The sequence below is a fragment of the Curtobacterium sp. MCBD17_013 genome, from assembly GCF_003234565.1.
In the GTDB taxonomy this organism is placed as follows: Bacteria; Actinomycetota; Actinomycetes; order Actinomycetales; family Microbacteriaceae; genus Curtobacterium.
Genome location: NZ_QKTU01000009.1, coordinates 26,029 through 52,611 on the forward strand (window position 1 = coordinate 26,029; position 26,583 = coordinate 52,611).

Here is a 26,583-nt window from a genome sequence, read left to right on the forward strand (position 1 = left end):
ACGGGTGTTCGACAGCGACGGCGACGGCCCATGTCAGCGCGACGTGAGGACGACGTGAGCGCCCACGGACACGATGGGGCACACCGATCGAAGGAGTCCCCCGATGACCACCGTCCTCATCTCCGGCGCGAGCATCGCCGGCCCCGCCCTGGCGTACTGGCTGCACCGGTACGGGTTCGACGTCACCGTCGTCGAGCAGGCCGAGCGGATCCGGCCCGGCGGCCAGGCCGTCGACTTCAAGGGCCCGATCCAGATGCGCGTCCTGGCGGAGATGGGGATCCTCGACGCCGTCCGCGCGAAGGACGTGCGTGACGAGGACGCACCGATCGTCAACGCGTCGGGTCGTCGCATCGGCACGGCACCCGGCGCCTTCGGCGCGGGCGAGGTGAACGTGCCACGCGGCGACCTCGCGCAGATCCTGCACGAGCGCACCGAGCACGACGTCGAGTACGTCTTCGGCGACAGCATCACCGGGATCGACGACGACGGCGAGGGCGTCGACGTCACCTTCCGGCACGGGGCTCCGCGGCGGTTCGACCTGGTCGTCGGCGCCGACGGGATCCACTCGAACGTGCGCAGGCTCGTGTTCGGCCCCGAGGAGGCGTACGTCACCCACCTCGGCCACTACTACGTCCTCGCCGACATCGACACCGGCCCCGAGGACGTCGTCTACAGCCAGCCCGGCATGACGGTGATGCTCGGCGGCGGCAAGGCCCCGGTGTTCCTCGTGTTCGCCTCGCCGCTCCTGCCGTCGGCCCGCGACGACGTCGACATGCAGAAGCGCCAGGCCGCGGACGCGCTCCGTGACGGTGCGTGGCGCATCCCCGAGATCATCGGGCGTTTCGGCGAAGCCCACTCCTTCTACATGGACTCGATCAGCCGCGTGACCGTCGACCACTACGCTCGCGGGCGGACCGTGCTCCTCGGCGACGCTGCCTGGGGCAACGCCCTCGGCGGGTACGGGACCGGGCTCGCCATGGTCGGGGCGTACGTCCTGGCGGGGGAACTGCACCGTGCCGCCGGGGACCCGGCGGCGTTCGCCACGTTCGAGCGGAAGTTCACCGACCACGCCTCGGTGTCGCGGAAGGTGAACGCCGGGCGACTGCTCGCGCCGCTGACGCGCGGCGGGGTCCTCGTCCGCAACCTCCTGTTCAGCGCGCTGGCGGTCGCGAAGCCGCTCATGCGGATCGTGGACCAGCCGGCGAGCGACCTGACGCTCGAGCACTACGGCGATCCCGTTCCGGCACGTTGACAGGGCGCGACGCGACCCGGGGCCTCCGGCACCACGGTCCGTCGGGGTGCCGCGCGAGGTCGTCAGTCCTGCGCCGTCGGCCGGATGACGACCTCGCCGACGTCGATGCCCTCCGGCTGCGCGATGGCGTACGCGACGGCGGCGGCCACGGCGTCGGCCGGCATGGCGATCGTCGCCATCCGCGCCTCGAGCGCTGCGCGGTGCTCGGGGTCGTCCGTCTTCGAGACGCCCTCGGTCGCCGTGAAGCCGGGCGAGACGACGGTGACGCGCAGGGCCGGTCCGGCCTCCTGCCGCAGCGCCTCGCTGAGCACGTGCACCGCGGTCTTCGTCGCCGCGTACACGCCCTGCGCGGGCACGATGCGGTGGGCCGCGGTCGACGCCGTGTGCACGAAGTGCCCGGACCCCTGCTCGCGGAACACCGGCAGGGCGGCCGCGATCCCGTTGAGGACGCCTACCAGGTTGACGTCGACCATCTGCTGCCATCCGTCGACGTCGAGCGCGTCGAAGGGTGACACGGCCATGCTCCCGGCGTTCTGGTGCAGCACGTCGAGACGCCCGAAGCGCGACCGGGCCGACGCGACCAGGTGGTGGAGGGCCTCCCGGCTGCGCACGTCCGTCTCGACCGCGATCGCCGCACCGCCGGCGTCGACGATGCGCTCGACGACCGACGCGAGCCGTTCGACGCGGCGCGCGCCGAGCACGACCTTCGCGCCGCGGGCGGCGAGGTACAGCGCCGTGGCCTCCCCGATGCCGCTCGATGCGCCGGTGATGGCGACGACCTTGCCCTGGACACCCTCCACGATGATTCCCTCCGGTAGACTGAAACGGACACACGTCCGATTCGTGGAGGAGGTTACCGGACACATGTCCGCTTCACAACCGACGCGGCGGGCCGACGCCGAACGCAACCGAGCACGGCTGGTCGAGGTCGCCCGCGATGCGCTCCACGCCGACCCCGCGACGACGATGCAGTCACTTGCGCGACGGGCGGGGGTCGGTCAGGGCACCATCTACCGCCACTTCCCCAGCCGGGAGGCCCTGCTCGCCGAGGTCTACCGGGACGACTTCCAGGGACTGGTCGCGTCGGCACGCGCGCTGGCGGCGGAGTCGGATCAGCGGGCACGGCTCCGGTGCTGGCTCGACGACCTCGCGGCCTTCGGGTACCAGAAGCACGCCCTGGCCGAGGTACTCGACGCCGCGACCCGGCAGCAGTTGCACGACGAGCAGTACGACGCGATCGTCGACGCCATCGGGGCACTGCTCGGGGCCGGCGTCGAGGCGGGCGTGCTCCGGTCCGACGTCGCGCCGGCGGACCTGCTCGCGCTCGTCGCGTTCCTGTGGCAGCTCGGACCGTCGGCGGCAGACCGCGTCCCGCACCTGCTCGACGTGGTCGTGGACGGACTGCGCGCGTCCTGAACCGAGCGCACGGCCGAACGCCGCCCGTCTCGGCGTCCGGAGCGGGAGGACGATCCCGGTCCGTCAGGCCGGATGCACCTCGTGCCGCTGCTGCGCCAAGCCACTGACGAGCAGTCGGAGTCCTGCCTCGAACCCCTGTGCGTGGTCGACGGCCTCGAGTCCCGGCGGTGGTGGCGCGTCGTCCGCGGCCTGCGCCTCCAGGGCGTTGCCGAGCGTGAGTTGACCGGCGGCCATCATCGCCGACTGCGCGGCCACCGCGGGGATGCCGTTGTCGCTGAGGAACGCGATCTTGGCGAGCAGCACCTCGAGATCGCCACCGCTCGGGAAGGTGCCCGCATGCAGCCGGGCGCCGTCCCGGTGCAACAACAGGGTGCGGCGGAAGCGTCGGTAGTTCTCGAGGAACCACTCCTGCCAGTCGTCGCCGGCCTCCGGGAGCGGGGCCGACGTCTGCGGCTGCATCGCCGCTTCGGCCATCGCGATGAGGAGGTCCTCCTTGCGCTTGAAGTGCCAGTACAGCGCCGGCTGCTCCACGCCGAGACGCTGCGCGAGGCGCCGCGTGCTGACGCCGTCGAGTCCGACCTCATCGAGCAGGTCGAGCGCCTCGGCGACGACGAGCTGCCGGTTGATCTTCGTCACACAGGAAACTTTAACACTGATAGATAATGTCAGGGTGTTCTTGATCACCGATAAACACCAGGAGACGACATGCCGTCGAACACCATCCCTCGCTCGCTCGACGAGGAGACGGGACTCGACCACCAGGTCGCCGTCGTCGGAGCCGGACCAACCGGCCTGCTCGTGGCCGCCGAACTCGCGCTCGGCGGCGTCGACGTCGTCGTCCTCGACCGGCTGGAGGCGCCCGATCCGACGATCAAGGCCGGCTCGATCAACGTCGCGACGGCCGAGATCCTCGATCGACGCGGTCTGCGCCCGGCCGCAGAGGCCGCGCAGCTCCGCTTCTTCGACGAGCTCAAGGCGTTCGCGGCGGCGACCGGCAGGGCGATGCCGCCGGTCGGTGGCCGGGGGCCGGCCGGCGGAGGGCATCGTCCGGTTGGCGCTGGGCAGGGGCCGGCCGCCGGTGGGCGCCCACCGTTCCCGAGCACCGGGCACTTCGCCGGCCTCTTCTTCCGCCCGGATCTCGTCGACCAGACCGACCCGGAGATCGCCGCGCATGGCGGAGCGGGCGCTTCCGTGATGGTGCGTCAGGCCGAGGTCGAGGCGCTGCTCGCATCCCATGCGGACGCGCTCGGGGTCCAGGTCCTCCGCGGGGTGGAGGTCACGGGGCTCGACGAGATCCAGGGCGACGACGGGGCCGACGTCGGGGTCGCCCTGACCACGGACCGCGGCCCGATCCGCGTCGCGTGGGTCGTCGCCGCGGACGGTGGCCGCAGCCGTGTCCGTCGCCTGGCGGGGATCGACTTCGTCGGCACCGACGCCGAGATCACCGGATACCAGGCGATCGCGGACATGGAGGGCGTGGACGGGACGCTGCAGCCGGGCTGGACCCACACCTCCACCGGCGTCTACAGCTTCGGACCGGTGCCCGGTCGGATCCTGACCGTCCAGTTCACCGGGGCGCCCGACCGCGCCACGCGCGACCAGCCGGTCACGGTCGAGGAGCTGCAGGCGAGCATCCGCCTGGTCACCGGGCAGGACATCACCGTCACCGCGATCCACGGTCGCGCGACGCGGTGGACCGACAACGCGCGCCAGGCGACCACCTACCGGGCCGGTCGCGTGCTCCTCGCCGGGGACGCAGCCCACGTGCGCTCCCCGTTCAGCGGCCAGGGCCTCAACCTCGGCGCCGGCGACGCGATCAACCTCGGCTGGAAGCTCGCCGCCACGATCAACGGGTGGGCTCCGGAGGGGCTGCTCGACACGTACTCCGCCGAGCGTCACCCCATCGGCGCGCAGGTGCTCGACTGGACCAGGGCCCAGGTCGCGCTCATGCGTGGCGACGACAAGACGACCCAGCTGCGCCGCGTCGTGCAGCAGGACCTCCTGTCGAACACCGCCACGACCACGCACCTGGTGCTGACGACCTCGGGCGTCGCGCAGCGCTACGACCTCGCACCGGCGGACGCGGACGCGCCGACCCACCCGCAGGTCGGCCGGCTCGTCGGCGACATGCCCCTGACGGACGGCAGCCGGCTCGCCGAGCACTGCACCACCGGGCGGTTCGTCCTGCTCGATCGCCTCGGCGGCGAGCTCGTCGCCGCCGAGGGCGGGGCGCAGGAGCGGGTCGAGTCCGTCCTCGAGGGGAGCGCGGCCCCCGGGTGCCCCGACGCCTACCGAGACTTCACCGGGCTGCTCGTCCGTCCGGACGGCGTCGTCGCCTGGGCCACGGACACCGTCGACGCCGAGCTGGCCAGCGCGGAACTTCGGGCGGCGCTGACGCGCTGGGCCGGTGCCGCGGTGTCGACGGCGGTGGCGTGAGGAGCGCGACCGCCGCCGGCCGTCACGCGTCGACTCCGAAGAGGGCGGCAACCGTCGAGGCGACCCAGTCCGTCTCCACGGCGATGCTCCTCGACGCGGCGTCCCCGGTGGAGTCATCCGCCGAGTCGGCCTGCCACGGGAGCCAGAACTCGATGACACGGTTGATGCCCCGCGCGTCGGGCTCGATCGCCGCCCGGATGCCGTCGTAGTCGAGCCGACCGGTGCCGAACGGGACGCCGGTGTACTGGAACCCGACCCAGCCCGGCGATCGGGTGAAGTCGAAGTCCTTCACGTGCCAGTTCGCCGTGTACGGAGCGCACCGGGCGACGACGTCGGCCGGGTGCTCGAGGTTCGCGACGGTGTTCGCGGGATCGAGGCAGATCCGCAGGTTCGGCGACCCGATCGCGGACACGACCGCGACGAGCTCGACCGAGCTGATCCGTTCGTACGTCTCGAGGGCGAGGGTGACCCCGGCCTCCTCGTACGCCGGCAGCGCGGCCCGCAGGCGCCGGTCGGTCTCGACGGCGTCCGGCTCGTCGTCGCCGGCACTCCACATCGACCGGACGAGCGCCGCGTCGAGCCGCTGAGCGACGTGCAGGTACCGGGCGAGGTGCTCCGGGTCGGTCCCGCGCGTGCCGACCTCGAGCGTCAGGCCGAGCTCGTCCGCGAGCGAGCGGATCCCGGCGAGCCGCTCGTCCGACGCCGTGTCGAGCGGTGCGTGGTCGCAGATCTGGAACAGGTCGACACCGTCGTGCGTGGCGGCGTCGCGGAGTGCGTCGTCGAGGGACATCGGCGACGGCACCCGATCCGACATGCGCCAGAAGTACGCGTAGGTGGACAGGCCGAGCAAGGAGGTCATGGGGTCCGCTCCGAGACGCTGGTGGTGAGGACTTCGTCGAGGACGGCAGCGACGGCGGCGGGGTCGTGGGCGAAGCGGCCGAGGAAGAGCCCGCCGATGCGACCCTGCCCTCGGCTGAGCAGGCCCGGTCCGGCGCTGCCGCCGTAGATCGCACGCGAGCCGGCGAGCTCGGGACGCGACGCGAGGTACGCCTCGATCCCGGCGAGCACGGCGACGATGTGCTCGTCGGAAGCGGGCGCCGTGGCGCCGATCGCCCACACCGGCTCGTAGGCCACGATGACGGGTCCGGCCAGGTGGTCCGCGGTGGCGGTGGCGAGGAACCGGCCGAGCTGACCGGTCACCTCCGCGATCGCATCCTGCCTGGAAGCCCGCTCCACCTCGCCGACGCAGATCAGGGGGGTGAGGTGGTTGCGGAACGCGGCGTGCACCTTGCCGGCGATCTCGTCGTCCGTCTCGTGGAACAGGGAGCGGCGCTCGGCGTGCGCGATCTCGACGAGGTCGCAGCCGATCTCGGCGAGCTCGGCGCCGGACACCGCACCGGTGAACGCGCCCTGGTCGGCCCACGCCAGGTCCTGCGCCCCGAGGTGGACGCGGGTGCCCTCGAGCAGGCCCTTGACGGGGACGAGCGAGGGGAACGTCGGGATGACGAACAGGTCGACGGCCCCGGCGGTGACGGCGGGGTGGTCCCTGGCGATGTCCGCGACGGCGGACGCCCATGCCAGCGTCCGGGCGTGACCGAAGTACATCTTCAGCGACACACCGATCGTCAGCGCGGGTGCTGCCGCGGCGGTCAGCATCAGGCGTCCACCGACTCCGTGTCGATGCCCTCCGGCGCGCTGCCGTCGTACTGGCAGATCGCGGCGACCTTCTCGGCGGAGGCCGAGGAGGTGTCGAAGCTGTAGCCGAGCCACTCCCCCGCGAGTCGGCGGGCGAGCTCGACGCCGATGACGCGCTGGCCCATGCAGAGCACCTGGGCGTCGTTGGACAGGACCGAGCGTTCGACGCTGAAGGAGTCGTGAGCGGTGACGGCGCGGATGCCGGGGACCTTGTTCGCCGAGATCGCGACGCCGAGGCCGGTGCCGCAGATGAGGATGGCCCGGTCGGCCTCGCCGTTCGCGACCATGCGGGCCGCGTCGACCGCGATGTGCGGATAGGCGGTGTGCCCCTCGGCATCGACACCGACGTCCACGACGGACGCCACCCGGTCGTCGGCCTCCAGGTCCTTCTTGATGATCTCCTTGTAGTCGAACCCGGCGTCGTCGGAGCCGACGACGAGGCGGAACTGCTGCTCAGCCATGATGACCTTCCTTCTGCTTCGTGGGGAGCGCCGCGAGGACCGCGGCGGTGATCAGGGCGAACGAGATCGCGCCGGCGTCGGGGGTGCCGACGGCGTGCTCGGCGTGGGTGCGGGCGCGACCCATCTTCGGGAGCAGCGCGGCGGTGCCGTCGGCGGCCTCCTGCGCGGCGGCGGACGCGGCGGTCCACGCGGTCACCAGGTCGTCGCCGGCGTCCACCCGTCCGGTGAGCGCCGTGTCGAACGGCACGAGCGCGTCGACCATGGTCTTGTCGCCGACGACGGCGCCGAAGGCGAGGACCGCCTCGTTCGCCGCGTGCACCGCCGCAGCGACGTCGGCGGCCGACGGACGCGACTCGTCCCCGAGCACGCGACCCAGCGCCTCCAGGGCGGCACCCCAGATCGCACCGGAGGTCCCGCCGGCCTCGTCGGACCAGGCGTCCCCGGCGATCCGGAGGACGGATCCGGCGCCGGCACCGCGCGCGGCGGCGTCCTGCGCGGCCACGTGCGCGGCGTGTGAACCGCGCCGCATGCCGATGCCGTGGTCGCCGTCGCCGGCGACCGAGTCGATCTCGCCGAGCCGGACGGCGTGCTCGTCGATCGTCGCGCGGATCGCGGTGATCGCGTCCGTGACGACCGCGGCCGAAATCTGTGACTCCTCGCTGCCGGGCGTGACCTGGACCTGCTCGCCGGCCTCGAGGAGTTCGTCGGACACGCGCTCCTGCGGCACCGCTCCGCCCTTCCGGTACGCGGGGCTGTCGGCCGGCGCCGCCCACAGCTGCTCGAGCTCCTCGTCCACCCAGAACAGCGTCAGCGACACCCCGGCCATGTCGAACGACGTGACCAGCTCGCCGACCTCGGGTTCCACGACGATCGCGCCGACGTCCGTCAGCAGGCGCTGCACGGTGCCGTAGACGACGAACAGCTCCTCGTACTTCACCGAGCCGAGTCCGTTGAGGATGGGGACGACGCGGGCGCCGTCGACGGAGACACCGTCCGGGAGCTCCTGGAGCAGGCGGCCGACGAGCAGGTCGGCGAGCTCGGCGGCGGTGGGGACGTCGGCCTCGTCGATGCCCCGCTCACCGTGGATGCCCATCCCGATCGCCATCCGCCCCTCGGGGACCGTGAACAGCGGCTCGTCGGCGCCGGGCAGCGAGCAGCCGCTGAACGCGACGCCGAAACTCCGCGTCCGGTCGTTCGCCCGCTCCGCGATCGCTGCCACGTGGTCCAGCGAGTCGCCCCGCTCGGCGGCGGCACCGGCGACCTTGAACACGCACAGGTCCCCCGCGATGCCGCGACGCTTGTGGTGCTCGTCGGCCGACGCGGAGGCGATGTCGTCCGTCACGCGGACCGTGCGGACGTCGATGCCGGCCTCAGTCAGGGCGCGCGCCGCGGCATCGAAGTTGAGCGCGTCACCGGCGTAGTTGCCGTAGGACAGCAGCACCCCGCCGCGGTGGTGCGCCGCCGTCGCGACCGCGGTGACCTGCTGTGCCGACGGCGACGCGAACAGGTTGCCCATCGCCGCGCCGGCCGCGAGGCCGTGCCCGACGAGTCCGCCGAACGCCGGGTAGTGCCCCGAGCCGCCACCGATCACCAGGGCCACCGTGCCCTCAGGGCTGGTGGTCGCACGAGTGACCCCGCCGCGGACCTTCCGGACCCACCGCCGGTTCGCCCCGACGAACCCGTCGACCATCTCGTCCGCGAAGTCCGCCGGGTCGTTGAACAGGCGGGTCATGGTGTCGCTCCTTCGATCGGGTGGTGCGGCTGGCCGGTCACGGTCGCGCGACCGGCGTGGAGGTTGGAGGGGCCGTGCACCGGCACGCGGCGGGCAGGTCGCGGCGGTGAGGCCGAGGTCGACTCCGCTGTAGCGTCGTTGCATCGGGTTCGAGGAGAGGGGGCGTCGTGGCGCTGACGAGCCGTGACATCGCGCGGGCCGCGGGCGTGTCGCAGGCGACCGTGTCGCGGGTGCTCAACGGCAGCCCGAGCGTCTCGGACCAGACCCGTGAGCGCGTCCTCGGTGCCATGCGCGACGTCGGCTACGTGCCCAACGCGCAGGCCAAGGCGATGCGCACGGCGCGGGCGGGCGCGATCGGGATCGTCACCAGCGAGATCCAGAACCCGTACCTGCCGTACCTGCTCGACGAGTTGACGCGGGTCGCGCGCGAGATGAACGTCAACGTCGTGGTGTGGAACGACGACGATCCGGCGATGCCGCTCGCGACCGCCGGCGTCGGCGCCGGCACCGTCGACGGCGTGCTCTTCACCGCCGCGAAGCAGCAGACGCTCGGCATCGACCGCCTGGTCGAACGCGGCGTTCCGGTGCTGCTCTGCAACCGGGCCGACCTCGAGTCGACCGCCGACATCGTCATGACGGATCACTTCGGGACAGGCGTCCGTGCCGCGGAGTTCCTGCTCGAACGCGGTCGGTCGCACATCGCCGCGATCTTCGGCCCGTCGGACACGTTCGCGAGCCCGGCGCGTGAGGCCGGGTTCCGACAGGCGTTGCGGGCCGCCGGGGTGGAGATCCGGGCCGAGCAGACCACGAGGGGCACGACCACGTACGACACGGGGAACCGCGCGGCGCGCGAGTTGCTCGCGCACGGCGTTCCGGACGCGGTCTTCTGCTCCTCGGACATCATCGCGTACGGCGCGATGGACGCCCTCCGCACGGCCGAGGTCGCCGTCCCCGAGCGGACGTGGGTGCTCGGCATCGACGGGCTCCCGATGTCGGCGTGGGGTGCGTTCGACCTCACGACGTTCGAACAGGACATCACGAGCATCGCGCGCGCGTCCGTGCAACGACTCCTGGACCGCATCGCCGGGGACACGTCGGAGCCGGTGCACACGCTGGTGCCCGCTCGGCTCGTCGAGCGCGGGTCGACCGGGGCCCGCTGACCGGGAGGCACGGTGTCCGCCCGGTCCGCCGGGTGTCGGCGGCGTGGGCGCGACGAGCGTGGGGTGCGCGCCGAGGTGTGGAGCACCCCGGTCGTGGGTCTCGGCCATGCGCTCTCCTCGGACTCGTCGGTCGTCGCGTCGGATCAGTGCGCCGTTGCGGCGACCGTCTCGGCTCCCCCGACGGTTGCCGCGCCGTCGACGGGCCCGTTCGGCAGGATGAGGACCTTGTTGGCGTCGCCGGTGAGGAGGTCGATCGCGGGGCCGAGGTCGCCGAGCGGGAACCGGTGGGTGATGAGCCACGAGATGTCCACGCCGCCACGGGTGAGGACCTCGACGAGGTCCTCCCAGGTGTCCCAGAGTCGGCGCCCGAACGTGCCGCGCAGGGTGATCCCGTTCTTGTTGATGTACTTGGCGATGTCGACCGGCACCGGGTTGCCGGGGTGTCCGATCGTGACGATCGTGCCCTCGCGGCGGACCGACTCGAAGATGGTCGGGTACGCCGCGGCGGCCGCGCTGACCTCGAAGGCGACGTCGACGCCGCTGCGGTGGGCATAGTGCTCCTCGACGTACTCGACGACGCCGGGGCCGGGCTCGAACACGGTCGCGCCGAGCTTCTCGGCCCAGCCGCGTCGGTACGGGTTGGGTTCGACGGCGATCACCTCGGTGGCGCCGAGGTGCAGCGCGAACTGCACGATGAGCAGCCCGACCGGGCCGCAGCCGGACACCAACACCGAGTGCCCGGCGACATCGAGGTCCGCCCGCTGCAGCGCATGCCAAGCGACGCCGGCGGGCTCGAGGAGCGCACCGACCTCGAGCGGCATGCCCTCCGGCAGCGGGAAGCAGATGTTCTCCGGCACCGCGACGCGCTCGGCGAACGCGCCGTCGGCGTGCATCGCGATGATCTTCATGTTCAGGCAGTTGTGCCCGTTGCCGGTGCGGCACATGAAGCACTGCTCGCACGGGATGTGCGTCTCGAGCGCCACCCGGTCCCCCACCGCGAGTCGACTGACGTCGGAGCCCACCTCGATCACCGTGCCGGAGACCTCGTGCCCCAGGACGACCGGCAGGTCGAGGTTGAACGCCACCGCCGACGGTGTCCACTCGTACATCTCGCGGTCGGTGCCGCAGATCGACACCGCGCCGACGTGGAGCAGGACGTCACGGGGGCCGACCGTGGGCTCGGGGTGGTCCTCGACGAACTCGACGCCCGGCGCCGCGGTGGTCTTGACGATTGCCTTCATGGTGCTTGCTTCTTCCTTCGGTGGCTCAGGACTGGTTCGCGACGCGCGGGTCCACCACGGCGGTCGGCACGGCGGAGGTGACCTCGTCGACGTAGGCCCGCTCCTTCCGGCTCCACGTCTCACGGGTGAGGAGCACCGTGACGACGCCGACGACGCCGGCAGCGACGTAGAGGAGCGAGACGCCGCCCCAACCGATCGCTGCCGCGAGGGCGGTGGCGATGAACGGGATGAAGCCGGAGATCGCGGCGGCGAGCTGGTAGCCGATCGAGGCGCCCGAGGAGCGCGTGTCCGTGCTGAACAGCTCGCTGAACCAGGCGCCCTGGGTGCCGGCGAGCATGTCGTGGATGAGCGGCAGGCCGATGACGTAGACGAACACGATCAGGACCGGCACCTGCGAGTTGAGCATCAGGAACATCGGGAACCCGAACGCGATCGAGAGGATCGACCCGACCAGGTAGATCGGCTTCCGCCCGAACTTGTCGGTGAGGTCGCCCCAGAACAGGGAGGAGCCGACGCCGATCGCGGTCGCGATGCAGAGCCCGACGAGGCCGACCTCACGGAGGTCCGCGTCGAGACCGGAGATGTAGCTGAGGATGTAGGTGACGACGACGTAGAAGCCCGCGGACTCGACCAGGCGCAGGCCGATGACGCGGAGCAGGTTCCGCCAGTCGTCCTTGAGCACCTTGAGCAGCGGGTTCTTCGCGGTCTCGCCGCGGTCCTTGACGTCTTCGAACTCCGGGGACTCCGAGACCCTCGCCCGGATGATGAGGCCCGCGATGACGAGGACGGCGCTGGCGAGGAACGGCACCCGCCACGCCCACTCACCGCCGAGGTGCACGGAGAACAGGAAGACGATGTTCGCCAGGAACACCCCGGCCGGGTTCCCCGCGGTCGGGATCGCGGAGTAGCGGCCACGGTGTCGCCACGGCGCGTGCTCGTAGGCCATGAGGATCGCGCCGCCCCACTCGGCGCCGAACGCGACGCCCTGGATGACGCGCACCGCGACCAGGAGGATCGGGGCCAGGACGCCGACGGTCTGGTACGTCGGCAGCAGTCCGATCGCGAACGTCGCGAGTCCCATCACCAGCAACGCCGCGACGAGCACCGGCTTGCGGCCGATCTTGTCCCCGAGGTAGCCACCGATGATGCCGCCGAGCGGGCGCATCGCGAACCCGACGCCGAGCGTGGCGAACGAGAGCAGCGTCCCGACCAGCGGATCGGCGCCGGGGAAGAACGCGGTGCCGAAGTACAGCGCCGACGCGGTGCCGTACGCGAGGAAGTCGTAGTTCTCGACGCAGGTGCCGACCGCTGCGCCGATCGCCGCGGACTTCTTGTCCCGCGTTCCGTGGACGGCGCGCTGGCGCTGGACTTCAGTGAGGGCCATCGTCTTCTCCTTCGAAGAATGGGTACGTATTCACGGGGATGCTCCGAGCGACTGTATACGTAACCAAGTGACGCCCGCAAGCCGCGACATCGCTCGGCGCAGAAGCACCACGACGTGTGCTCCTTGCGCCAGCGCTCCCCTGCGGAGCAGGATGCCGGAGGTACCGCTGTGCCGTGATGATCGTCGAAGCCCAGGCCGACTTGTCTGCCGACCGATCACCGGCACCGCGTCGGAGGCATCGTCCATGACGACTGCGCGCTCGCTCCTGTCCTCGGTCCTCGGACCGTTCCGGTCGACCGGTGCCCGGTACGGCCGTGTCCTCGACCACCCCGGGGCGCTGGCGTTCTTCCTCCCCGCGGCCGTTGCGCGTCTCGGCGTCGCGATGACCGGGCTCGGGCTGCTGTTCTCGATCCAGCACGCGTCGGGATCGTTCGCGGTCGCAGGCGCTTCCACGGCCGGTTTCTCGATCGCGGAGGCCGTGGCGGGTCCGCAGGTCGCTCGCCTCGTGGACCGGTGGGGGCAGACGGTGACGGTCCCGGTGATCGTCGCCGCTCACGCTGCCGCGGTCGCTGCGGCCATCACCACCGCGGGGAGCGCACCGGTCCCGGTCACGCTCGCGGCCGTGATGGTCGCCGGTGCCGTGACGCCCCAGCCCGGAGCCCTGTCGGCGGCGCGGTGGTCGCACCTCCTGACGGATGGGCCGGCGCTCCGCGTCGCCTTCTCCCTCGAGGCGAACGTCAACGACGTCGTGTTCCTGTCCGGTCCGATCCTCGTGACCCTCGCCAGTACTTCCCTCGTCCCGTGGGCGGGTTCGGCCGCGGCCGCGACACTCGTCGCCCTCGGCTGCGGCACGCTGTCGCTGCAACCGCGCACCGCACCAGCGCCGCGTCGAGGTCGGGGACGCGGCCGGAACAGGACCCGGACCTCACTCCTCGCTCCGGACTTCCTCGCCGCACTCGGCGTCAACCTCGGGCTCGGGTGCTTCTTCGGCGCTGTTCCGCTCCTCGTCACCGCCGCGGCGAGCGCTCGCGGGATGCTGTCCCTCACCGGTCTCGTCCTCGCCGTCCCCAGCGCCGCGAGCATCATCGCGGGCCTCGTGTACGGGTCGATGCGTGCGACCCCGCGCCCCCAGGCGGCGCAGCTGGTCGCGACGCTCGTGCTCACGGTCGCCGTGCTCGTCGGCGTCGCCTGGCCCACGCTGCTCGGGCTGGCGATCATGCTGGCGATCGGCGGAACGGCGATCGCCCCGCTGCTCGCGTCGTCCTCCCAGATCGTGCAGGCGACGGTCGCCGGTTCAGCACTGACACAGGGGTTCACCTGGATCAACTCCGCCTCCGCGATCGGCATCGCGATGAGCGCATCGCTCGCCGGAGCACTGATCACGCATGGTGGGGTTCGAGCCGCGACCATGCCGCTCGTGGTCCTCGTGCTGGCCGCGGTGGCGTCCGCCGCGCTGTCGTTCCGGTACGCCCGGACCCGGAGTGCGTCGGATCCGTCGGCATGATCGATCCGCCACCAGGCGGCGCCAGCTGGGCCATCGGCGCGCCGTCTGCCGTCCTCGCTGGTACGAGGAGCGATGCCGCGCCGGCGAAGACGGGTGCGTTCATCGCGGTGTGCGCCAGATGGAGACACGGCTCTGCTGCCACCGGGCCTCCCGACCGGTGTCGGACCGCGCGTCGCCGATCCCCACCATGGGCGCCGGAATGGAGGGCCGTCCAGCCCGGGTGGATCCGGGATCACGGGTGATCTTCGTCACGGGTTGACTATGGGCGTGCCGACGACCGCTGAGATTCTCGACTTCGACGAGCCGCCCGTGCCGGCGGGAGCCAGCCCGTGGGTCGTCCCGCCGAAGGCCACCGTCATCAGTGTCGTCGACCCGGACCCTGAATGGCCGCAGCTCGCATCGACGGTGAGCAACCTGATCATCGATGCTCTCGACGTTCGCGCGCTCCGTGTCGAGCACGTCGGGTCCACGTCTGTTCCTGGGCTCGCGGCGAAACCGGTACTCGACCTGGACCTGACGGTCGCAGATCCCTCCGACGAACGTGTCTGGCTGCCGCGGTTGGAAGCAGCGGGCTTCGTCCTCACGGTGCGCGAGCCCTGGTGGCACGAGCATCGCCTCCTCCAGGGAGCCCCTGCAAGCAACCGGGCGCAGCGCCGGTTCCCGGGATCCCCGTGAACCTGCACGTCTTCGGGCCGGACAGTCCGGAGCTGGTCAAGCACGTGGTGTTCCGGAACTGGCTCCGACACGACACCGCGGATCGCGAACGCTACGGGACCGTCAAGCGTCAGGCCGCACAGCAGCCAGCGCAACGCATGTCGGACTACAACGCCCGTAAGGCCGCAGTCATCCGAGAGATCTACGAGCGCGCCCTCGCGGCCGCCGGCTTCATCGAAGGCGACTAGAGAGACCTGGCCCGCGCTGGCAACGCTCTCACAGCGGTGCGCGGAAGACGCGTCGTGATCACGCAGGACGCGCTCACCACTCGGACAGGCCACACCGGCGGAGCACCTCGTCCACGACGACATCGAGCGGCTGACTGGCATCGACGTGCACGCCATCGCGCGGCACGGTGCCGGTCGCATGGAGTGCGTGAACGAGGGCCCGCTCTTCCAGCCGGCCCGTCCCGGCCCATTCGTCATCGCCCCGCGCCTCCAGGCGTCGCTCGAGCGTTGCCCGATCGATCATCAGGACGAAGACGTCGTCGAAGACATCGATGAACGATTCGACGTTGCGCGATCCTCCGCAGAAGAAGGTGACCGGATCTGACTGGTCCGCCGCGATCGAGCGGACCCTCTGTACCTGCCAGATGTGGTGGTGGTGAACGGCTGTCCCGGTCACACCATCGACAGGCGCCCCTGTCTTCGGGTCACCCTGGTAAGCGAGTTCTCGATCGCCGTCGATCGCTGGGAAACCACGGCGACGCAGTTCGTGGCACACCGACGTCTTCCCTGTTCCAGAGACGCCTTCGACGAGGTAGTTCCGCTTCCCCACGAGGGCACGGTAGCCCTCGGCGATGGATCTCTGAAGCCCATCGGCTACTGGACACCAGAGGGTGGCCGGATGCTCGTATAGGTGTCCGGAGCGCGCGTTGAGCCGCAGGGTCGAACGTGTCGGAAGGGCGTCGACGCCAGGCGTACGATTTCTTGAAGTCGAGACGATTTGTCTCGACAAGCCTGGTGATCACCACCTAGCTCACCCTCGTCACTGTCGACAGGAGACCTTCATGTCCGATTCCACCGCACCCGACAGCCACACGAACGTGGTTCCGCAGTCCACGCAGGCTTCCACCTGGACTGAGCAGATCACTCCGGGTCGTTTCTCCGGCCAGACCGTCATCGTCACCGGGGCCGCGTCCGGCATCGGTCGTGCCACGGCGTCACGCGTTGCACGCGAAGGCGGGCGGGTCGTGGCCGTCGACATCACCGCCGACCGCCTCTCAGATCTGCTTGCGGAACTGCCCGACGCCGACATCGTGCCGGTGGGTGGCGACATCACCTCGCAGGCAGACGTCGACGCGATCGTCGCAGCCGCCGGTGGCCAGATCGACGCTCTCGCCAACGTCGCCGGCATCGCCGACGACTTCTCCCCCATCGACGAGACGAGCGACGCCGTCTGGGAGCGCGTGATGGGCGTCAACGTCACCGGCACTTTCAAGCTCACCCGAGCCGTGCTGCCCGTCATGCTCGAAGCCGGCAGCGGCTCCGTCGTCAACATCATCAGCGGCGCCGCGCTCCTCGGTAGCGGTTCAGGAGCGGCCTACACCGCGTCCAAGCACGCGGTCCTGGGCCTGACCCGCTCCGCAGCGTTCATGTATGCGCAGCGAGGACTGCGTGTCAACGCTGTCGCTCCGGGCGCGGTCGCCACGAACATCGGCTCCTCCTCGAAGCTCTCGGAGAAGGGCCAGGAGCGGTTGGCGCCGTTCTTCGCACTGCTACCGAGCATCGCGGCGCCCGCCGAGCTCGCTGCCTCGATCACGTTCTTGCTCAGCAAGGACGGTGTGAACATCAACGGTGCCGTCCTCTCCAGCGACGGCGGCGTCTCCGTTCAGTAGTCCGCACCACGGCTGGCCGCGCCGGCCGGAGTCGTGATGCCGCGAGGATGGCTGTATGGCCAAGAGCACAGGACGACTCCGCAATGAAGAGACACGCTTGGCGATCCTCGACGCGACACGCTCGGAGCTGGCCAGCCGTGGATGGGACACGCTGTCGTTCGAGCGAATCGCCGCGGTAGCTGGCGTCGGCAAACAAACCCTGTATCGATGGTGGCCGACGAAAGCGGCGCTGGTTTCGGAGATGGTCACCGCGGGCGGCATCCTCCCGGTAGGTCCCGTTGCCGTCTCCGATGACGTCCACGCCGACGTCACTGCGTGGATGCTGGCCGTCGCGCGTGTTTACGACGACCCCGATGCAGCCGCCGTACTCCAGGCCATCATCGCGGCTGTTGCCGAAGATGCTGACCTCTCCGCGAACTACGACGAACGGATCACGACTGCCGCCCGCACGCGGCTCGCGGAACGACTGCGACTGGCGGTGGAGGCTGGTGCGCTCCCCCCGGACCTCAGGATCGACACGGTCACGCAGGTCTTCCTGGCGATGGTCCTATGGTGCCTCGTCACCCGCCGCCCGCTCGATGGAACCCTCGTCGAAGATCTCGTCGCGGCAACGTTGCCGGTGCCTCCCGACGGGTACGCACTCACTTAGCCTGAGCAATCTCTGGGAGCCGCCGGTTCAGAAGGCCAATCCCCCCACGCTGTGAGGAGAGCTCCGCCTTCGAGAGTCTTGTATGAAGGTCTTGGATCAGGCTACTGCGGCTCGTACTGCGCGCCACGGCTGAGCATCGTGTATCGGAGTCGGGGGCACAGTTGGTCCATGGCGAGCAACGAGAGCCGTATCGACGTCGAAGGTGAAGTGGCCTTCATCGAGTTGGCGCTGCGAGCACGGGGCCTACAGGTCGATGCAGACGCCATCGAGCGAGTCCGCCGGGTGCTGCAAGGAGCGCTCTCTCGAGACCAGGCGAGGCGAGAAATCGTCGCCAAGTACGGCCGGCCTGCGTCCCGATAGCCGACCAACTACCGAACGTCTTCCCGCGTTGCCCTGCGACGGGGTTTCTCGTCTGGCTACTTCACCCACGGTCGTTGACCGCGCACCGCTCGAGCAGCGGGTCTGCTGATATCGCGCTCAGCAAGGCGGTTCGGGATCCTGAACGTTCAGCTCTGGTGCGGAGCCTTTCTCGGCGAACGCACGATCTGCTTCCGCTGCAAGGTAGGCGGTGATGTCGATGGGCTGGGTCGGGGGGAGATGGATGTCTTCGGGGCGGACGGGGTGCTGCATCAGCTGTCACTTTCGTTCTACGAGCAAAGGACGAAGGGCCCCGGTGTGCTCACCGGGGCCCTTCGGAGTGTCAGCCGACGAGGACTCGTGGCTGGTCGTGCGCGGCAGGTGTCGCGGCGTCGTGCTTGTCGAGGGCGTGGCCTTCGACATCGACGTCGGGGAGGACCTTGTCCAGCCACTTCGGGATCCACCAAGCGGAGCGACCCAGGAGGGACAACGCAGCCGGCATCAGGACCATGCGGACGATGAACGCGTCCGCGGCGACGCCGACGAGGAGCCCGAACGCGATCGAGGCGCCGATCGCGAACTCCCCGGTGGCGAACCCGCCGAAGACGACGATCATGATGCTCGCCGCAGCGACGAGGACGGGACCGGATCGGGAGAAGCCCTCGCGGATCGCCTGCTTGGGGTCACGGCCCTTGCGGTACATCTCCTGGATACGTGAGACGAGGAACACCTGGTAGTCCATCGCGAGTCCGAAGAGCACACCGACGAGCAGCAGCGGCAGGATGCTCAGCATCGGGTCGCCCTGCGGTGCTGGCAGGAAGTCCAGCCACCCCCACTGGAACACTGCGACGCTCGCCCCGAACGACGCGCCGACGGAGAGCAGGTATCCGAGGGTCGCGATCACGGGAATGAGCAGCGACCGGAACAGGACGATGAGCAGGATGATCGAGATGACGACGATGACGATGACGTACTTCACCAGCGCACGTGCGAGCTGGTCGTCGGAGTCGATGCCGATCGCGGTTTCACCGGTGACCTCGAGGTGCGTTCCGCTGATGGTGTCAGCGTCGTCGCGGATCTGGTGCACCAGGTCCTTGGTGGAGTCGTCGATCGGTCCCTCGGTCGGAATGACGGTGATACGTGCGTAGTCCCCGTCGGAACTGACCTGAGCGGGAACGACCTGCTGCACGCCGTCGAGACCGGTGAGTTCGTTCTCGATCGCGGCGGTCTTCGAGGTGATGTTGTCACCCTCAGCCAGGACGATCAGGGGGCTCTGGATGCCGCCGAACTTGTCGACGATGAGGTTGTAGGCGGTGCGTTCGGTGGACTCCGGGTCGGACCCGCCAGGGACGTTGGAGGCGGTCTTCATGCTGAGCATGGGGAGCGCGACGACGACCAGGACGAGGACGCCGCCCAGGAGAGACACGATCGGGCGCTTCACGACGAAGCTGCCCCACGAGCGGAGGACGCCGCGCTTCTGCGGGCCGTCGTCGGTGAAGAGTTCCCCGCGTTGCAGCGCTGCGCGCTGCTTTTTCGACAGCGCCTTGACGCCCATGAACCGCATCAGTGCCGGCAGCAGGGTGAGCGAGAGCAGGACGGCGACGGCGACCGCGAACGCTGCGGCGACACCCATCTCGGTGATGTAGCTGAGGTTTGCGACCATGAGCGCGACGAGCGCGACGACGACGGTCATGCCAGCGAAGACCACAGCGGTGCCGGCCGTACCGGTTGCGCGAGCGATCGCGTCGTCGACCCTCCGACCGGAACGGAGCTCGGTCTTGAAGCGGGACAGGATGAACAGGCTGTAGTCGATACCGACTGCCAGGCCGAGCATGGTTGCGAGGATGATCGCGTTGTCACCGATCGGGGTGAGTGCGCCGTAGGCGAGGACACCGATGAGGCCGACACCGACGCCGAAGACAGCGACGAGGAGATTGATGCCCGCAGCGAGCAGCGATCCGAACGTGATCGCGAGGATGACGAACGCGATGATGACGCCGGCGCCTTCACTCGGGCTGGTGGCCGGGGCGCCGAGGGGCACGAGGTTCCCGCCGAGCTCGACACCGAGCCCCGGAGGGGCGTTCTCCTGCAGCTCGAGGGCTGCGTCGTAGTACTTCGTCTCCTGCTTCTTCGTCAGGTCGCCGTAGGTCATCGTGGCGACGGCCACCGTGCGGTCCTTGGAGATGTAGGGCTGTTCCGCGTTCAGTGGGTCGCTGACGGACTTGACGCCGTCGACCGTCCGAGCCTTCGCGAGGAACGACTCGAGCTGCTTCGCAGTCGTCGCGTCCGTGACGTTGCCGGACTTCGGTTGGAACACCAGCTGCAGGGACGCGGTGTCCGAGGCAGTCTTGGAAGGGAATTCCTTGTTCATCCGCTCCAACGCTTGGGAGGCCTTGGTGTCGGGGATGCTCGTGGTCGCGGCACCCTTGTCGATGCCGCTGCCGACGATGAAGATGCCGATCAGCACGGCCATGATCAGGAGCCACGCTCCGATCACCAGCCATCGGAACCGGGCGCTGAAGCGCCCGAGGTGGGACAGGAACGTGGACATGCGGTTTCCTTCGTCGTCGTGGTTGCGATGTGCGAACAACGTCAACGATCCCGATCCGAGCGCTTCGACACGGCCTCCTTTCGCACCGTTCGGGCTACTCCATTTGCAGTAGATCCCGCCCTTTCCTTGCACAACCAGTAGGCGCGACATCGGCGGGCCGACGCTCATTGAGCGGCGGCCGGTTCCGAAGGGTGGGGGTCAGATCAGGCGACGAAGCGGACCTCCCGCTCTGAGGCACAGCACCGCTACCCGTCGAAGTCGCCAGCGGACGGTGCTGCGATTCTCGTGGTCATCGTCGTCCTTCCGAGCCAGTGTGTGCGCCAGCCCATCTGGGTGGAGTGATCGGGTCAGGAGTTGGTGACGGCGAGCTCGGGCGCGAGGACTTCGTCGATCGAGGTCTGCCGCCATTCCCGGAGCAGGCGGTGGAACCGGACGGGCCCGGGGCTGTACCCGCCGCCCCCACGCTTCCGGGTGCCCTCGCCGTTGTAGTAACCGGGCGTGCACTCCGCCAGGAACGCCGCGTTGTCCACCTCCACCTCGTGGATCGTCGCCAACCACCGGTCTTCGGCTTCGACGGTGGGCTCGACCTGCCGTGCGCCCTCGTCGCGAGCGTGCTCCAGGATCGCGGCGATGTGCGTGGCCTGCTCCTGCAGGATGTGCACGAAGTTCACAGAGTTCGCGTTCTGCAGCGCTCCGAGGTGGAAGAGGTTCGGGAAGCCGTGCGACACGAATCCGTGCAGTGTCCGGGGACCTCGTGCCCACGCTTCGAGCAGTTTCGTTCCGTCCCGGCCGTGCACCGGCAGTGTTCCGGAGATGACGCCCGAGACGCCGGTCTCGAACCCGGTGGCGAAAACGACGGCGTCGACCTCGTACTCCGTGTCGCCGACCACCACACCGGTCTCGGTCATGGCGGTGATTCCCCCGGTGTCGGCGGTGTCGACCAGGGTCACGTTCGGCCGGTTGAAGGCCTGCAGGTACTTGTCACTGAACGTCGGCCGCTTGCACATGTACCGGTACCAGGGCTTGAGGATCTCTGCGGTCGCCGGATCCGTGACGACGGCATCGACGCGTGCACGGATCTGGTCCATCTTGCGGGCGTCCGCGATCTCGATCAGCCGGTCGCGTTCCTCCGGGTCGAGCGTGTCCTCCGTCTGCCCGGTCAGCATCGTGCGTTGCAGCGCTGCGGTGGAGGTCCAGCCGTCCTGAATCAGGTCCACCTCGGTCTCTTCGCCGGAGACGACCGCGAGGAAGTTCTCCATGCGTTCCTGCTGCCATCCGGTCGGGAGGCCCGTGGTCCAGTCCGCGGGCAGATCGCGATTGTCGCGGACGTCCACACTCGACGGGGTCCGCTGGAAAACGGTGAGGTGCGCAGCGTCCTCGGCGACGAGGGGGATCACCTGGATGCCCGTCGCACCGGTCCCGACCACCGCGACGCGCTTGTCGGCAAGGCCGGTCATCCCCCCGGCCTGGTCACCACCGGTGTAGCCGTAGTCCCACCGACTCGTGTGGAACGTGTGTCCCCTGAAGTTCTCCATCCCGGGGATCGCGGGGAGCTTGGGCTGAGATAGCGACCCGGAGGAGACGATGACGTACCGTGCGCGCATCGTGTCGCCGCGGTCGGTCCGGACTGCCCAGTCCGCGGTGTCGTCGTCCCAGCGGAGGTCGGTGACCCGGGTGTGGAAGAGCACGTCGTCGTACAGGTCAAAGTGCCTCGCCATCGCCATCGCGTGCCGGCGGATCTCCTCGCCGGGCGCGTACCGGCGAGTGGGGACGGTTCCGACTTCCTCGAGCAGCGGCATGTACACCGAGGCTTCAATGTCGCAGTGGATACCCGGGTACCGGTTCCAGTACCAGGTACCGCCGAAGTCGCCGCCCTCCTCGGTCATGCGGATGTCCGTGAAGCCCGCCTGGCGCAGCCGCGCCCCGGTCAGGAGTCCGCCGAAACCGCCGCCCACGATGAGCACCTCGACGCGGTCGGTCTTCGCCGGACGATCCGAACGGCGCGTGTACGGGTCCGTCGCCCAGTACCCGTACGCGCCGCGCATGCCCTGGTACTGCCGGAGCCCGTCAGGACGGATGCGTCGGTCGCGTTCGACCCGGTACCGGGCGCGCAACGCCTCCAGGTCCGCTTCGCGCATGCTGCTGTCCGTGGCGATGTCCGTCATCGTGCTCCTTGAGATGGGCGGGGCGGCAACAGCTGTTGCCGCCCCAGCGAGTCAATCGCCGTACCCGTTTTAACTCAATCGCTTGATTTACACTCGCGGGAGATTTCCACCTACCGCGAAGGGGGTCCCCCGAAGGGTGGACCAGGCTCAGGATGGCGACTGCCCGGCAGCGCGCGGAGACGTCACCGCCTCGGCCAGCCACAAGGACGACACGACGTCGATCAGAGAGTCCGCCACGGCGGACCAGTTCGGCCAGATGCGGGCACCGCCTCGCTCCAGCGCGCGTTCGTGTTCCGCGATCACCTGCGTCAGGAGGATTCGGCCCATCGTCATCCGCTCAACACGCACCGGCGCTGGGAGGTCCGGGAGGCAGCGCTGGATGCCATGCGCGATGCGCATGAGGCCCGGTGCTTCTCGAGCTTCGTCCATCGCGATGTCAGCCCAGGCGGGATCCGTCGCGACCTGCGCGCTGAACCGGCCGTACCAGGTCGGTGATCCCAGGGACTCGAGATGGGTGGTCGTCGGACGCACGAAACAGGCGATCCAGTCGCGGATGTCGTTCCGCCCCTCGACTCGCTGCAGTTCGGCAAGTCGGAGCGCGTTGATGGCGTGCTGGTGCCGGGCGAGGATCGCGCGGATGAGATCTGCTTTGCCTCCGAAGTGGTACCCGACCGCCGCGGTGTTCCCCTGCCCGGCGGCCTCTCCGATCTGCCGTCCTGACACGTGTGCGATGCCGTACTCACCGAAGAGCTGCTCGGCCGCCGTGAGGATCGCGTCCCTGGTTGCAGCCACACGTGACGCTCGGGTCCTCTGCTGGGCATCAGTCATGGCGGCTCCTCCCGTTCCCAGGAGCCTAACGACCGTCCATGGTCCCGAAGGGCTTCCCGAACGGTCATTGCGTCCGCGTGATGCGCGCGGCCGGGTCAGGCGAGAAGGCCGGCCTGGTAGGCGTACGCGACCAGTTGGGCCCGGTCACGGGCGCCGACCTTCGCCATCGCACGGCTCGCGTGGGTCTTCACCGTGAACGGTGAGACGAACAGCTCTGAGGCGATGGTGTCGTTGTCGTGCCCCGCCGCGATGCTGAGGACCACGTCGCGCTCGCGGGCGGTCAAAGCGAGGAACCGGTCGGCGAGGTCGGCGTCGATGACGCGGCCCGGGCTGTCGGTGACGTGCCCGATGAGCGCGGCAGAGGCTGCTGCGGACAGGGCACCTCCCCCGGCGATGACTTCCTGCAGACTGACGATGAGCTCGGCTGGTGCGACGCCCTTGCCGAGGAACCCGTTCGCGCCGGCCCGGAGCGCGGCGAGGACGGTGTCGTCGTGCTCGAAGGTGGTCAGCACGACGATGCGGGTCTGCTCGGACGGGATCCGCTCCCGGATCCGTCGCGTCGTTTCGACGCCGTCGATCCCGGGCATGCGGACGTCCATGAGGATGAGATCGACGTCGTGATCGTTGAGGAAGGTGAGGGCGGCGAACCCGTCCGCTGCTTCACCGACGACGGTGAAGTCCGGGTGCGCGTCGATGATGGTGCGCAGTCCGAGCCGGATCATCTCTTGGTCATCGACCAACAGCACGTGTGTCACGAGCTGGCTCCTTCGTTCCATGGGATTCGTGCTGTGACGGTAAAGACATCCTCGTCGGTGCCAAGCTGCAGGGTTCCGCCGGCGGACTCAACGCGTTCGCGCATGCCGATGAGTCCATATCCGCTGCCGTGTGCGGTCGGCGGCGTGGACGCGACCGGGTTCGTGACGCTGATCACCACATCAGCCTCGTCCGTCAGCACCGTCAGCGCGGCCTCACCGGTGCCGTACCGGTGGGCGTTCGTCAACGCTTCTTGCGCCACGCGGAACACCGTCACCCCGACGGCCTCGTGCACCCGGCGAGCTTGGTCGGTGATTTGCGCGTCGATCGATAGGCCAGCGTCCTGGAACGAGGCGGCCAGCTCGTCGATCGTCGACAGGCCGGGTGTCGGTCGGCGCGCGTCGTCGTGGTCGGCGTCGTCGCTGCGGAGCATCGCCAGCGTGCGTTGCGTGTCGCTGAGGATCGACTGCACGGCGGTGCGCGCCGCGACCAGCGATCGCTGGGTCGCGGCGTCGTCGCGGCCGGCGGTGACTTCGACCGCGCCGATGTGCATGCTCACGACGGCGACCTGGTGGCCGACGATGTCGTGCAGGTCGCGGGCGATGCGGACCCGCTCTTCGGCCACTCGCCGTTCGGCTTCGGCCTCCCGTGTCGCGATCGCGTCGCGGGTGCGCTGCTCGAGGGACTCCCAGTACTGTCGCTGCAGCCGAAGTGCCGCGCCCACGGCACCACCGGCGACGACGGCGACGATGACCGCGACGGCGTCGAGACCGACCGCGCGGCCCGCGGAGAGGAAGCTGGCGAGTCCGAAGATGACGGCCATCGCCAGCGCTGTGATCCCGATGCTGCGCGTGGGCGGCAAGCCGCGCAAGGTGAGTGCGAACAGGACGAACACCACGACGGTGCACTCGCCGATCGGCTCCCGCCCTCCGACGATCACCACGACGACGCCCGCCATCGTCAACGTGAGTCCGACCTGCGGTAGACGGGCGGCGACGAGCGCGCCGGCGAGGGTCACGAGTGCGCCGATGCCGGCGAGCAGACCGCCGCCGTTGGTGACGATGACGACCAGTTCCACGATCATCGCGGTCACGCTCACCCAGAGCGGGAGGCGCTCGAGCACGGGTTGCGTGCGCAGCCACAGCGGGCGCGGCGTCGCGGGCCCGCCGGGCGTCGGAACGGTCATCCCCTGAGTCTGGGGTAGGCCGGTGCCGGTCGTGTACTCCATCTGCATCAGGTCCTCGGTTCTGGGGAACGACGCCGACGGGTGTCGCTGCGGTGATGCTGGTCCCCATAGCCGCACCGATGGAAGGACACCTCATGACCACGCTTCTTCCCGCTCGCCCCGCCCGGACGGCGATGTTCATCTCGACGCCGGCGGAGCTCGACGACGAATCTGACCAGCGGGACCACACCTCTCGTGCTCGGACGATCGCACGGGTCCCGTTGCTGCCGGTATGGGCGGCGATCGCTGCCACGAGCGCCGTGTTGCGGTTTGCCGGCTTCATGGTGCTGGCCGCTTCGATGCTCCTTCAGAGCGCAGCGCGGGGCATCATTTCCCGGTGACGGCTCCGCCGGGCCTTGCAACCGCCTGCAGCGTGGCTCAGCGGAGGTGTTCGAGTAGGTGCGCGGTGAACGCGGCCATGAGCGTGTCGAGGGTCGCTTTCGGCGTGGAGCTTGCGTAGTAGAAGTCGTGGTCGACGTCGTCGAACCGTCGGGTCTCGACCGGCGCGCCGACGGCTACCGCTCGTGCGGTGAACTCCTCGATGGAGGGGCGCAGCGTGTCGTGCTCCGCGGTGACGACCAGGGTCGGTGGCAGTGCCCGGAGCTCGGCGTCGGAGAGGAAGCTGGGCGAGACGAGGGGATCTTTCCGGTCGGTGTCCTCCAGCGGGTAGGCCGTGTCGACCATCTCGAGCATCCCGGCGTTCACGAACGGCTTCTCGATCAGCAAGGTCGCTTCGGCGGGCGGGATCGACAGGTCCACGGCGGGCACGATGAGGGCGGCAGCGCGAACAGCGGGGCCGTGCTCGCGGGTGGTCTGCGTGAGGGTGCCGAGGGCGAGGTTCCCCCCGGCGCTGCTGCCAGTCACCGCGATCCGGGTGCCGTCCCATCCCATGGTGTCCCCAGAGCGGGCGACCCACCTGAGCACGTCGAAGCACTCCTCCAACGCCTGTGGGAACCGGGCTTTGGGAGCTGTGCTGTAGTCGACGTTGACGACGACTGTGCCGACTTCGCCCGCGATCCCTCGAGCGAGGTGGTTGTCCTGCAGCGGGTTCCCGATCACGAACCCACCACCATGGGTGTTGATGACCACCGGCGGGGTGGCACCGTTGGCGGCGAGCGGGGCGTCCGCGGGAGGCCGTGTGATGTAGCAGCGGACTGACCCGTGACGGGTGGGGATGTGCACGATCTCGTTGTCCGGAATCGCTCGGGAGGTCAACTCCACCT

26 protein-coding genes are annotated in these 26,583 nt (G+C 69.7%); 11 read left to right on the forward strand and 15 right to left on the reverse strand.

Annotation, left to right across the window (positions count from 1 at the left end):
• Nucleotides 1–103: 103 nt before the first annotated feature.
• Entirely contained in the window at nucleotides 104–1,252 is a 1,149-nt protein-coding gene (locus DEI81_RS10820) for an FAD-dependent monooxygenase (protein ID WP_111010733.1), read from the forward strand.
• Nucleotides 1,253–1,314: 62 nt separating this feature from the next.
• Here DEI81_RS10820 and DEI81_RS10825 read toward each other — a convergent pair whose 3' ends face one another.
• Nucleotides 1,315–2,052 (reverse strand): SDR family oxidoreductase, encoded by a 738-nt coding sequence (locus DEI81_RS10825; protein ID WP_111010734.1) that lies wholly within the window; start codon nucleotides 2,050–2,052, stop codon nucleotides 1,315–1,317.
• Between the two features lie 64 nt (nucleotides 2,053–2,116).
• Here DEI81_RS10825 and DEI81_RS10830 point away from each other — a divergent pair, with 64 nt between their 5' ends.
• On the forward strand, nucleotides 2,117–2,668 hold the full coding sequence (locus DEI81_RS10830) for a TetR/AcrR family transcriptional regulator (protein ID WP_111010735.1): 552 nt from the start codon (nucleotides 2,117–2,119) through the stop codon (nucleotides 2,666–2,668).
• A 63-nt stretch (nucleotides 2,669–2,731) separates the two neighbouring features.
• Here DEI81_RS10830 and DEI81_RS10835 read toward each other — a convergent pair whose 3' ends face one another.
• Entirely contained in the window at nucleotides 2,732–3,304 is a 573-nt protein-coding gene (locus DEI81_RS10835) for a TetR/AcrR family transcriptional regulator C-terminal domain-containing protein (RefSeq protein ID WP_111010736.1), read from the reverse strand.
• A 69-nt stretch (nucleotides 3,305–3,373) separates the two neighbouring features.
• Here DEI81_RS10835 and DEI81_RS10840 point away from each other — a divergent pair, with 69 nt between their 5' ends.
• Nucleotides 3,374–5,104, forward strand: coding sequence for an FAD-dependent monooxygenase (locus DEI81_RS10840; RefSeq protein WP_111010737.1), 1,731 nt, complete (start codon nucleotides 3,374–3,376; stop codon nucleotides 5,102–5,104).
• A 22-nt stretch (nucleotides 5,105–5,126) separates the two neighbouring features.
• Here DEI81_RS10840 and DEI81_RS10845 read toward each other — a convergent pair whose 3' ends face one another.
• From DEI81_RS10845 to DEI81_RS10860, 4 genes are read right to left on the reverse strand one after another with little or no spacing between them, the layout of a single operon-like run.
• Nucleotides 5,127–5,963: a sugar phosphate isomerase/epimerase gene (locus DEI81_RS10845; protein ID WP_111010738.1), complete on the reverse strand. Its 837-nt coding sequence runs from the start codon at nucleotides 5,961–5,963 to the stop codon at nucleotides 5,127–5,129.
• Nucleotides 5,960–6,760, reverse strand: coding sequence for a triose-phosphate isomerase family protein (locus tag DEI81_RS10850; protein ID WP_111010739.1), 801 nt, complete (start codon nucleotides 6,758–6,760; stop codon nucleotides 5,960–5,962). The genes DEI81_RS10845 and DEI81_RS10850 overlap by 4 nt, the downstream gene beginning before the upstream one ends.
• Complete coding sequence (locus DEI81_RS10855; RefSeq protein WP_111010740.1) at nucleotides 6,760–7,260, reverse strand: ribose-5-phosphate isomerase; 501 nt, start codon at nucleotides 7,258–7,260, stop codon at nucleotides 6,760–6,762. Before DEI81_RS10855 ends, DEI81_RS10850 begins: the two co-directional genes overlap by 1 nt.
• Entirely contained in the window at nucleotides 7,253–8,992 is a 1,740-nt protein-coding gene (locus DEI81_RS10860; protein WP_111010741.1) for a dihydroxyacetone kinase family protein, read from the reverse strand. The genes DEI81_RS10855 and DEI81_RS10860 overlap by 8 nt, the downstream gene beginning before the upstream one ends.
• Nucleotides 8,993–9,159: 167 nt before the next feature.
• Here DEI81_RS10860 and DEI81_RS10865 point away from each other — a divergent pair, with 167 nt between their 5' ends.
• Nucleotides 9,160–10,152: a LacI family DNA-binding transcriptional regulator gene (locus DEI81_RS10865; protein WP_111010742.1), complete on the forward strand. Its 993-nt coding sequence runs from the start codon at nucleotides 9,160–9,162 to the stop codon at nucleotides 10,150–10,152.
• 143 nt (nucleotides 10,153–10,295) lie between these two features.
• Here DEI81_RS10865 and DEI81_RS10870 read toward each other — a convergent pair whose 3' ends face one another.
• Both DEI81_RS10870 and DEI81_RS10875 read right to left on the reverse strand, forming a co-directional pair.
• Nucleotides 10,296–11,393 carry a zinc-binding dehydrogenase gene (locus DEI81_RS10870; RefSeq protein ID WP_111010743.1) on the reverse strand — a complete coding sequence of 366 codons (1,098 nt, stop codon included), beginning with the start codon at nucleotides 11,391–11,393 and terminating at the stop codon, nucleotides 10,296–10,298.
• 25 nt (nucleotides 11,394–11,418) lie between these two features.
• Nucleotides 11,419–12,777: an MFS transporter gene (locus DEI81_RS10875; RefSeq protein ID WP_111010744.1), complete on the reverse strand. Its 1,359-nt coding sequence runs from the start codon at nucleotides 12,775–12,777 to the stop codon at nucleotides 11,419–11,421.
• Between the two features lie 244 nt (nucleotides 12,778–13,021).
• Here DEI81_RS10875 and DEI81_RS10880 point away from each other — a divergent pair, with 244 nt between their 5' ends.
• The 3 genes from DEI81_RS10880 (at nucleotide 13,022) to DEI81_RS16415 (ending at nucleotide 15,183) form a co-directional block, all read left to right on the forward strand.
• Complete coding sequence (locus DEI81_RS10880) at nucleotides 13,022–14,281, forward strand: MFS transporter (RefSeq protein ID WP_111010745.1); 1,260 nt, start codon at nucleotides 13,022–13,024, stop codon at nucleotides 14,279–14,281.
• Nucleotides 14,282–14,548: 267 nt separating this feature from the next.
• The gene (locus DEI81_RS16410) at nucleotides 14,549–14,956 is read left to right on the forward strand and encodes a GrpB family protein (RefSeq protein ID WP_220035676.1); all 408 of its coding nucleotides are present in this window, start codon (nucleotides 14,549–14,551) and stop codon (nucleotides 14,954–14,956) included.
• Nucleotides 14,953–15,183, forward strand: a complete 231-nt coding sequence (locus tag DEI81_RS16415) for a GrpB family protein (RefSeq protein WP_220035677.1) — start codon at nucleotides 14,953–14,955, stop codon at nucleotides 15,181–15,183. Before DEI81_RS16410 ends, DEI81_RS16415 begins: the two co-directional genes overlap by 4 nt.
• Nucleotides 15,184–15,256: 73 nt before the next feature.
• Here the strand turns inward: DEI81_RS16415 and DEI81_RS10890 are convergent, their stop codons facing one another.
• Nucleotides 15,257–15,772 (reverse strand): AAA family ATPase, encoded by a 516-nt coding sequence (locus DEI81_RS10890; protein WP_111010746.1) that lies wholly within the window; start codon nucleotides 15,770–15,772, stop codon nucleotides 15,257–15,259.
• A 232-nt stretch (nucleotides 15,773–16,004) separates the two neighbouring features.
• Between DEI81_RS10890 and DEI81_RS10895 the strand changes: the two genes are divergently transcribed.
• The 3 genes from DEI81_RS10895 (at nucleotide 16,005) to DEI81_RS16020 (ending at nucleotide 17,841) form a co-directional block, all read left to right on the forward strand.
• Nucleotides 16,005–16,832, forward strand: coding sequence for an SDR family NAD(P)-dependent oxidoreductase (locus tag DEI81_RS10895; RefSeq protein WP_111010747.1), 828 nt, complete (start codon nucleotides 16,005–16,007; stop codon nucleotides 16,830–16,832).
• Nucleotides 16,833–16,887: 55 nt separating this feature from the next.
• On the forward strand, nucleotides 16,888–17,481 hold the full coding sequence (locus DEI81_RS10900) for a TetR/AcrR family transcriptional regulator (protein ID WP_111010748.1): 594 nt from the start codon (nucleotides 16,888–16,890) through the stop codon (nucleotides 17,479–17,481).
• Nucleotides 17,482–17,649: 168 nt separating this feature from the next.
• Complete coding sequence (locus DEI81_RS16020) at nucleotides 17,650–17,841, forward strand: hypothetical protein (protein ID WP_146244080.1); 192 nt, start codon at nucleotides 17,650–17,652, stop codon at nucleotides 17,839–17,841.
• 340 nt (nucleotides 17,842–18,181) lie between these two features.
• On the opposite strand, the gene DEI81_RS10905 is transcribed toward DEI81_RS16020, so the two are convergent.
• The 5 genes from DEI81_RS10905 to DEI81_RS10925 form a co-directional block, all read right to left on the reverse strand.
• A complete protein-coding gene (locus DEI81_RS10905) occupies nucleotides 18,182–20,389 on the reverse strand; it encodes an MMPL family transporter (protein WP_111010749.1) in 2,208 nt (735 codons plus the stop codon).
• A gap of 347 nt (nucleotides 20,390–20,736) precedes the next feature.
• Nucleotides 20,737–22,554: an NAD(P)/FAD-dependent oxidoreductase gene (locus tag DEI81_RS10910; protein ID WP_111010750.1), complete on the reverse strand. Its 1,818-nt coding sequence runs from the start codon at nucleotides 22,552–22,554 to the stop codon at nucleotides 20,737–20,739.
• A gap of 147 nt (nucleotides 22,555–22,701) precedes the next feature.
• Nucleotides 22,702–23,346, reverse strand: a complete 645-nt coding sequence (locus DEI81_RS10915; RefSeq protein ID WP_309146671.1) for a TetR family transcriptional regulator — start codon at nucleotides 23,344–23,346, stop codon at nucleotides 22,702–22,704.
• A 131-nt stretch (nucleotides 23,347–23,477) separates the two neighbouring features.
• The gene (locus tag DEI81_RS10920) at nucleotides 23,478–24,137 is read right to left on the reverse strand and encodes a response regulator transcription factor (protein ID WP_111010752.1); all 660 of its coding nucleotides are present in this window, start codon (nucleotides 24,135–24,137) and stop codon (nucleotides 23,478–23,480) included.
• Nucleotides 24,134–25,321, reverse strand: a complete 1,188-nt coding sequence (locus tag DEI81_RS10925; RefSeq protein WP_181435391.1) for a sensor histidine kinase — start codon at nucleotides 25,319–25,321, stop codon at nucleotides 24,134–24,136. Before DEI81_RS10925 ends, DEI81_RS10920 begins: the two co-directional genes overlap by 4 nt.
• A 134-nt stretch (nucleotides 25,322–25,455) precedes the next feature.
• On the opposite strand from DEI81_RS10925, the gene DEI81_RS10930 reads away from it, so the two are divergent.
• The gene (locus DEI81_RS10930; RefSeq protein WP_111120461.1) at nucleotides 25,456–25,701 is read left to right on the forward strand and encodes a hypothetical protein; all 246 of its coding nucleotides are present in this window, start codon (nucleotides 25,456–25,458) and stop codon (nucleotides 25,699–25,701) included.
• A 37-nt stretch (nucleotides 25,702–25,738) separates the two neighbouring features.
• Here the strand turns inward: DEI81_RS10930 and DEI81_RS10935 are convergent, their stop codons facing one another.
• Nucleotides 25,739–26,449, reverse strand: a complete 711-nt coding sequence (locus DEI81_RS10935; RefSeq protein ID WP_181435392.1) for an alpha/beta hydrolase — start codon at nucleotides 26,447–26,449, stop codon at nucleotides 25,739–25,741.
• Between the last annotated feature and the right edge of the window lie 134 nt (nucleotides 26,450–26,583).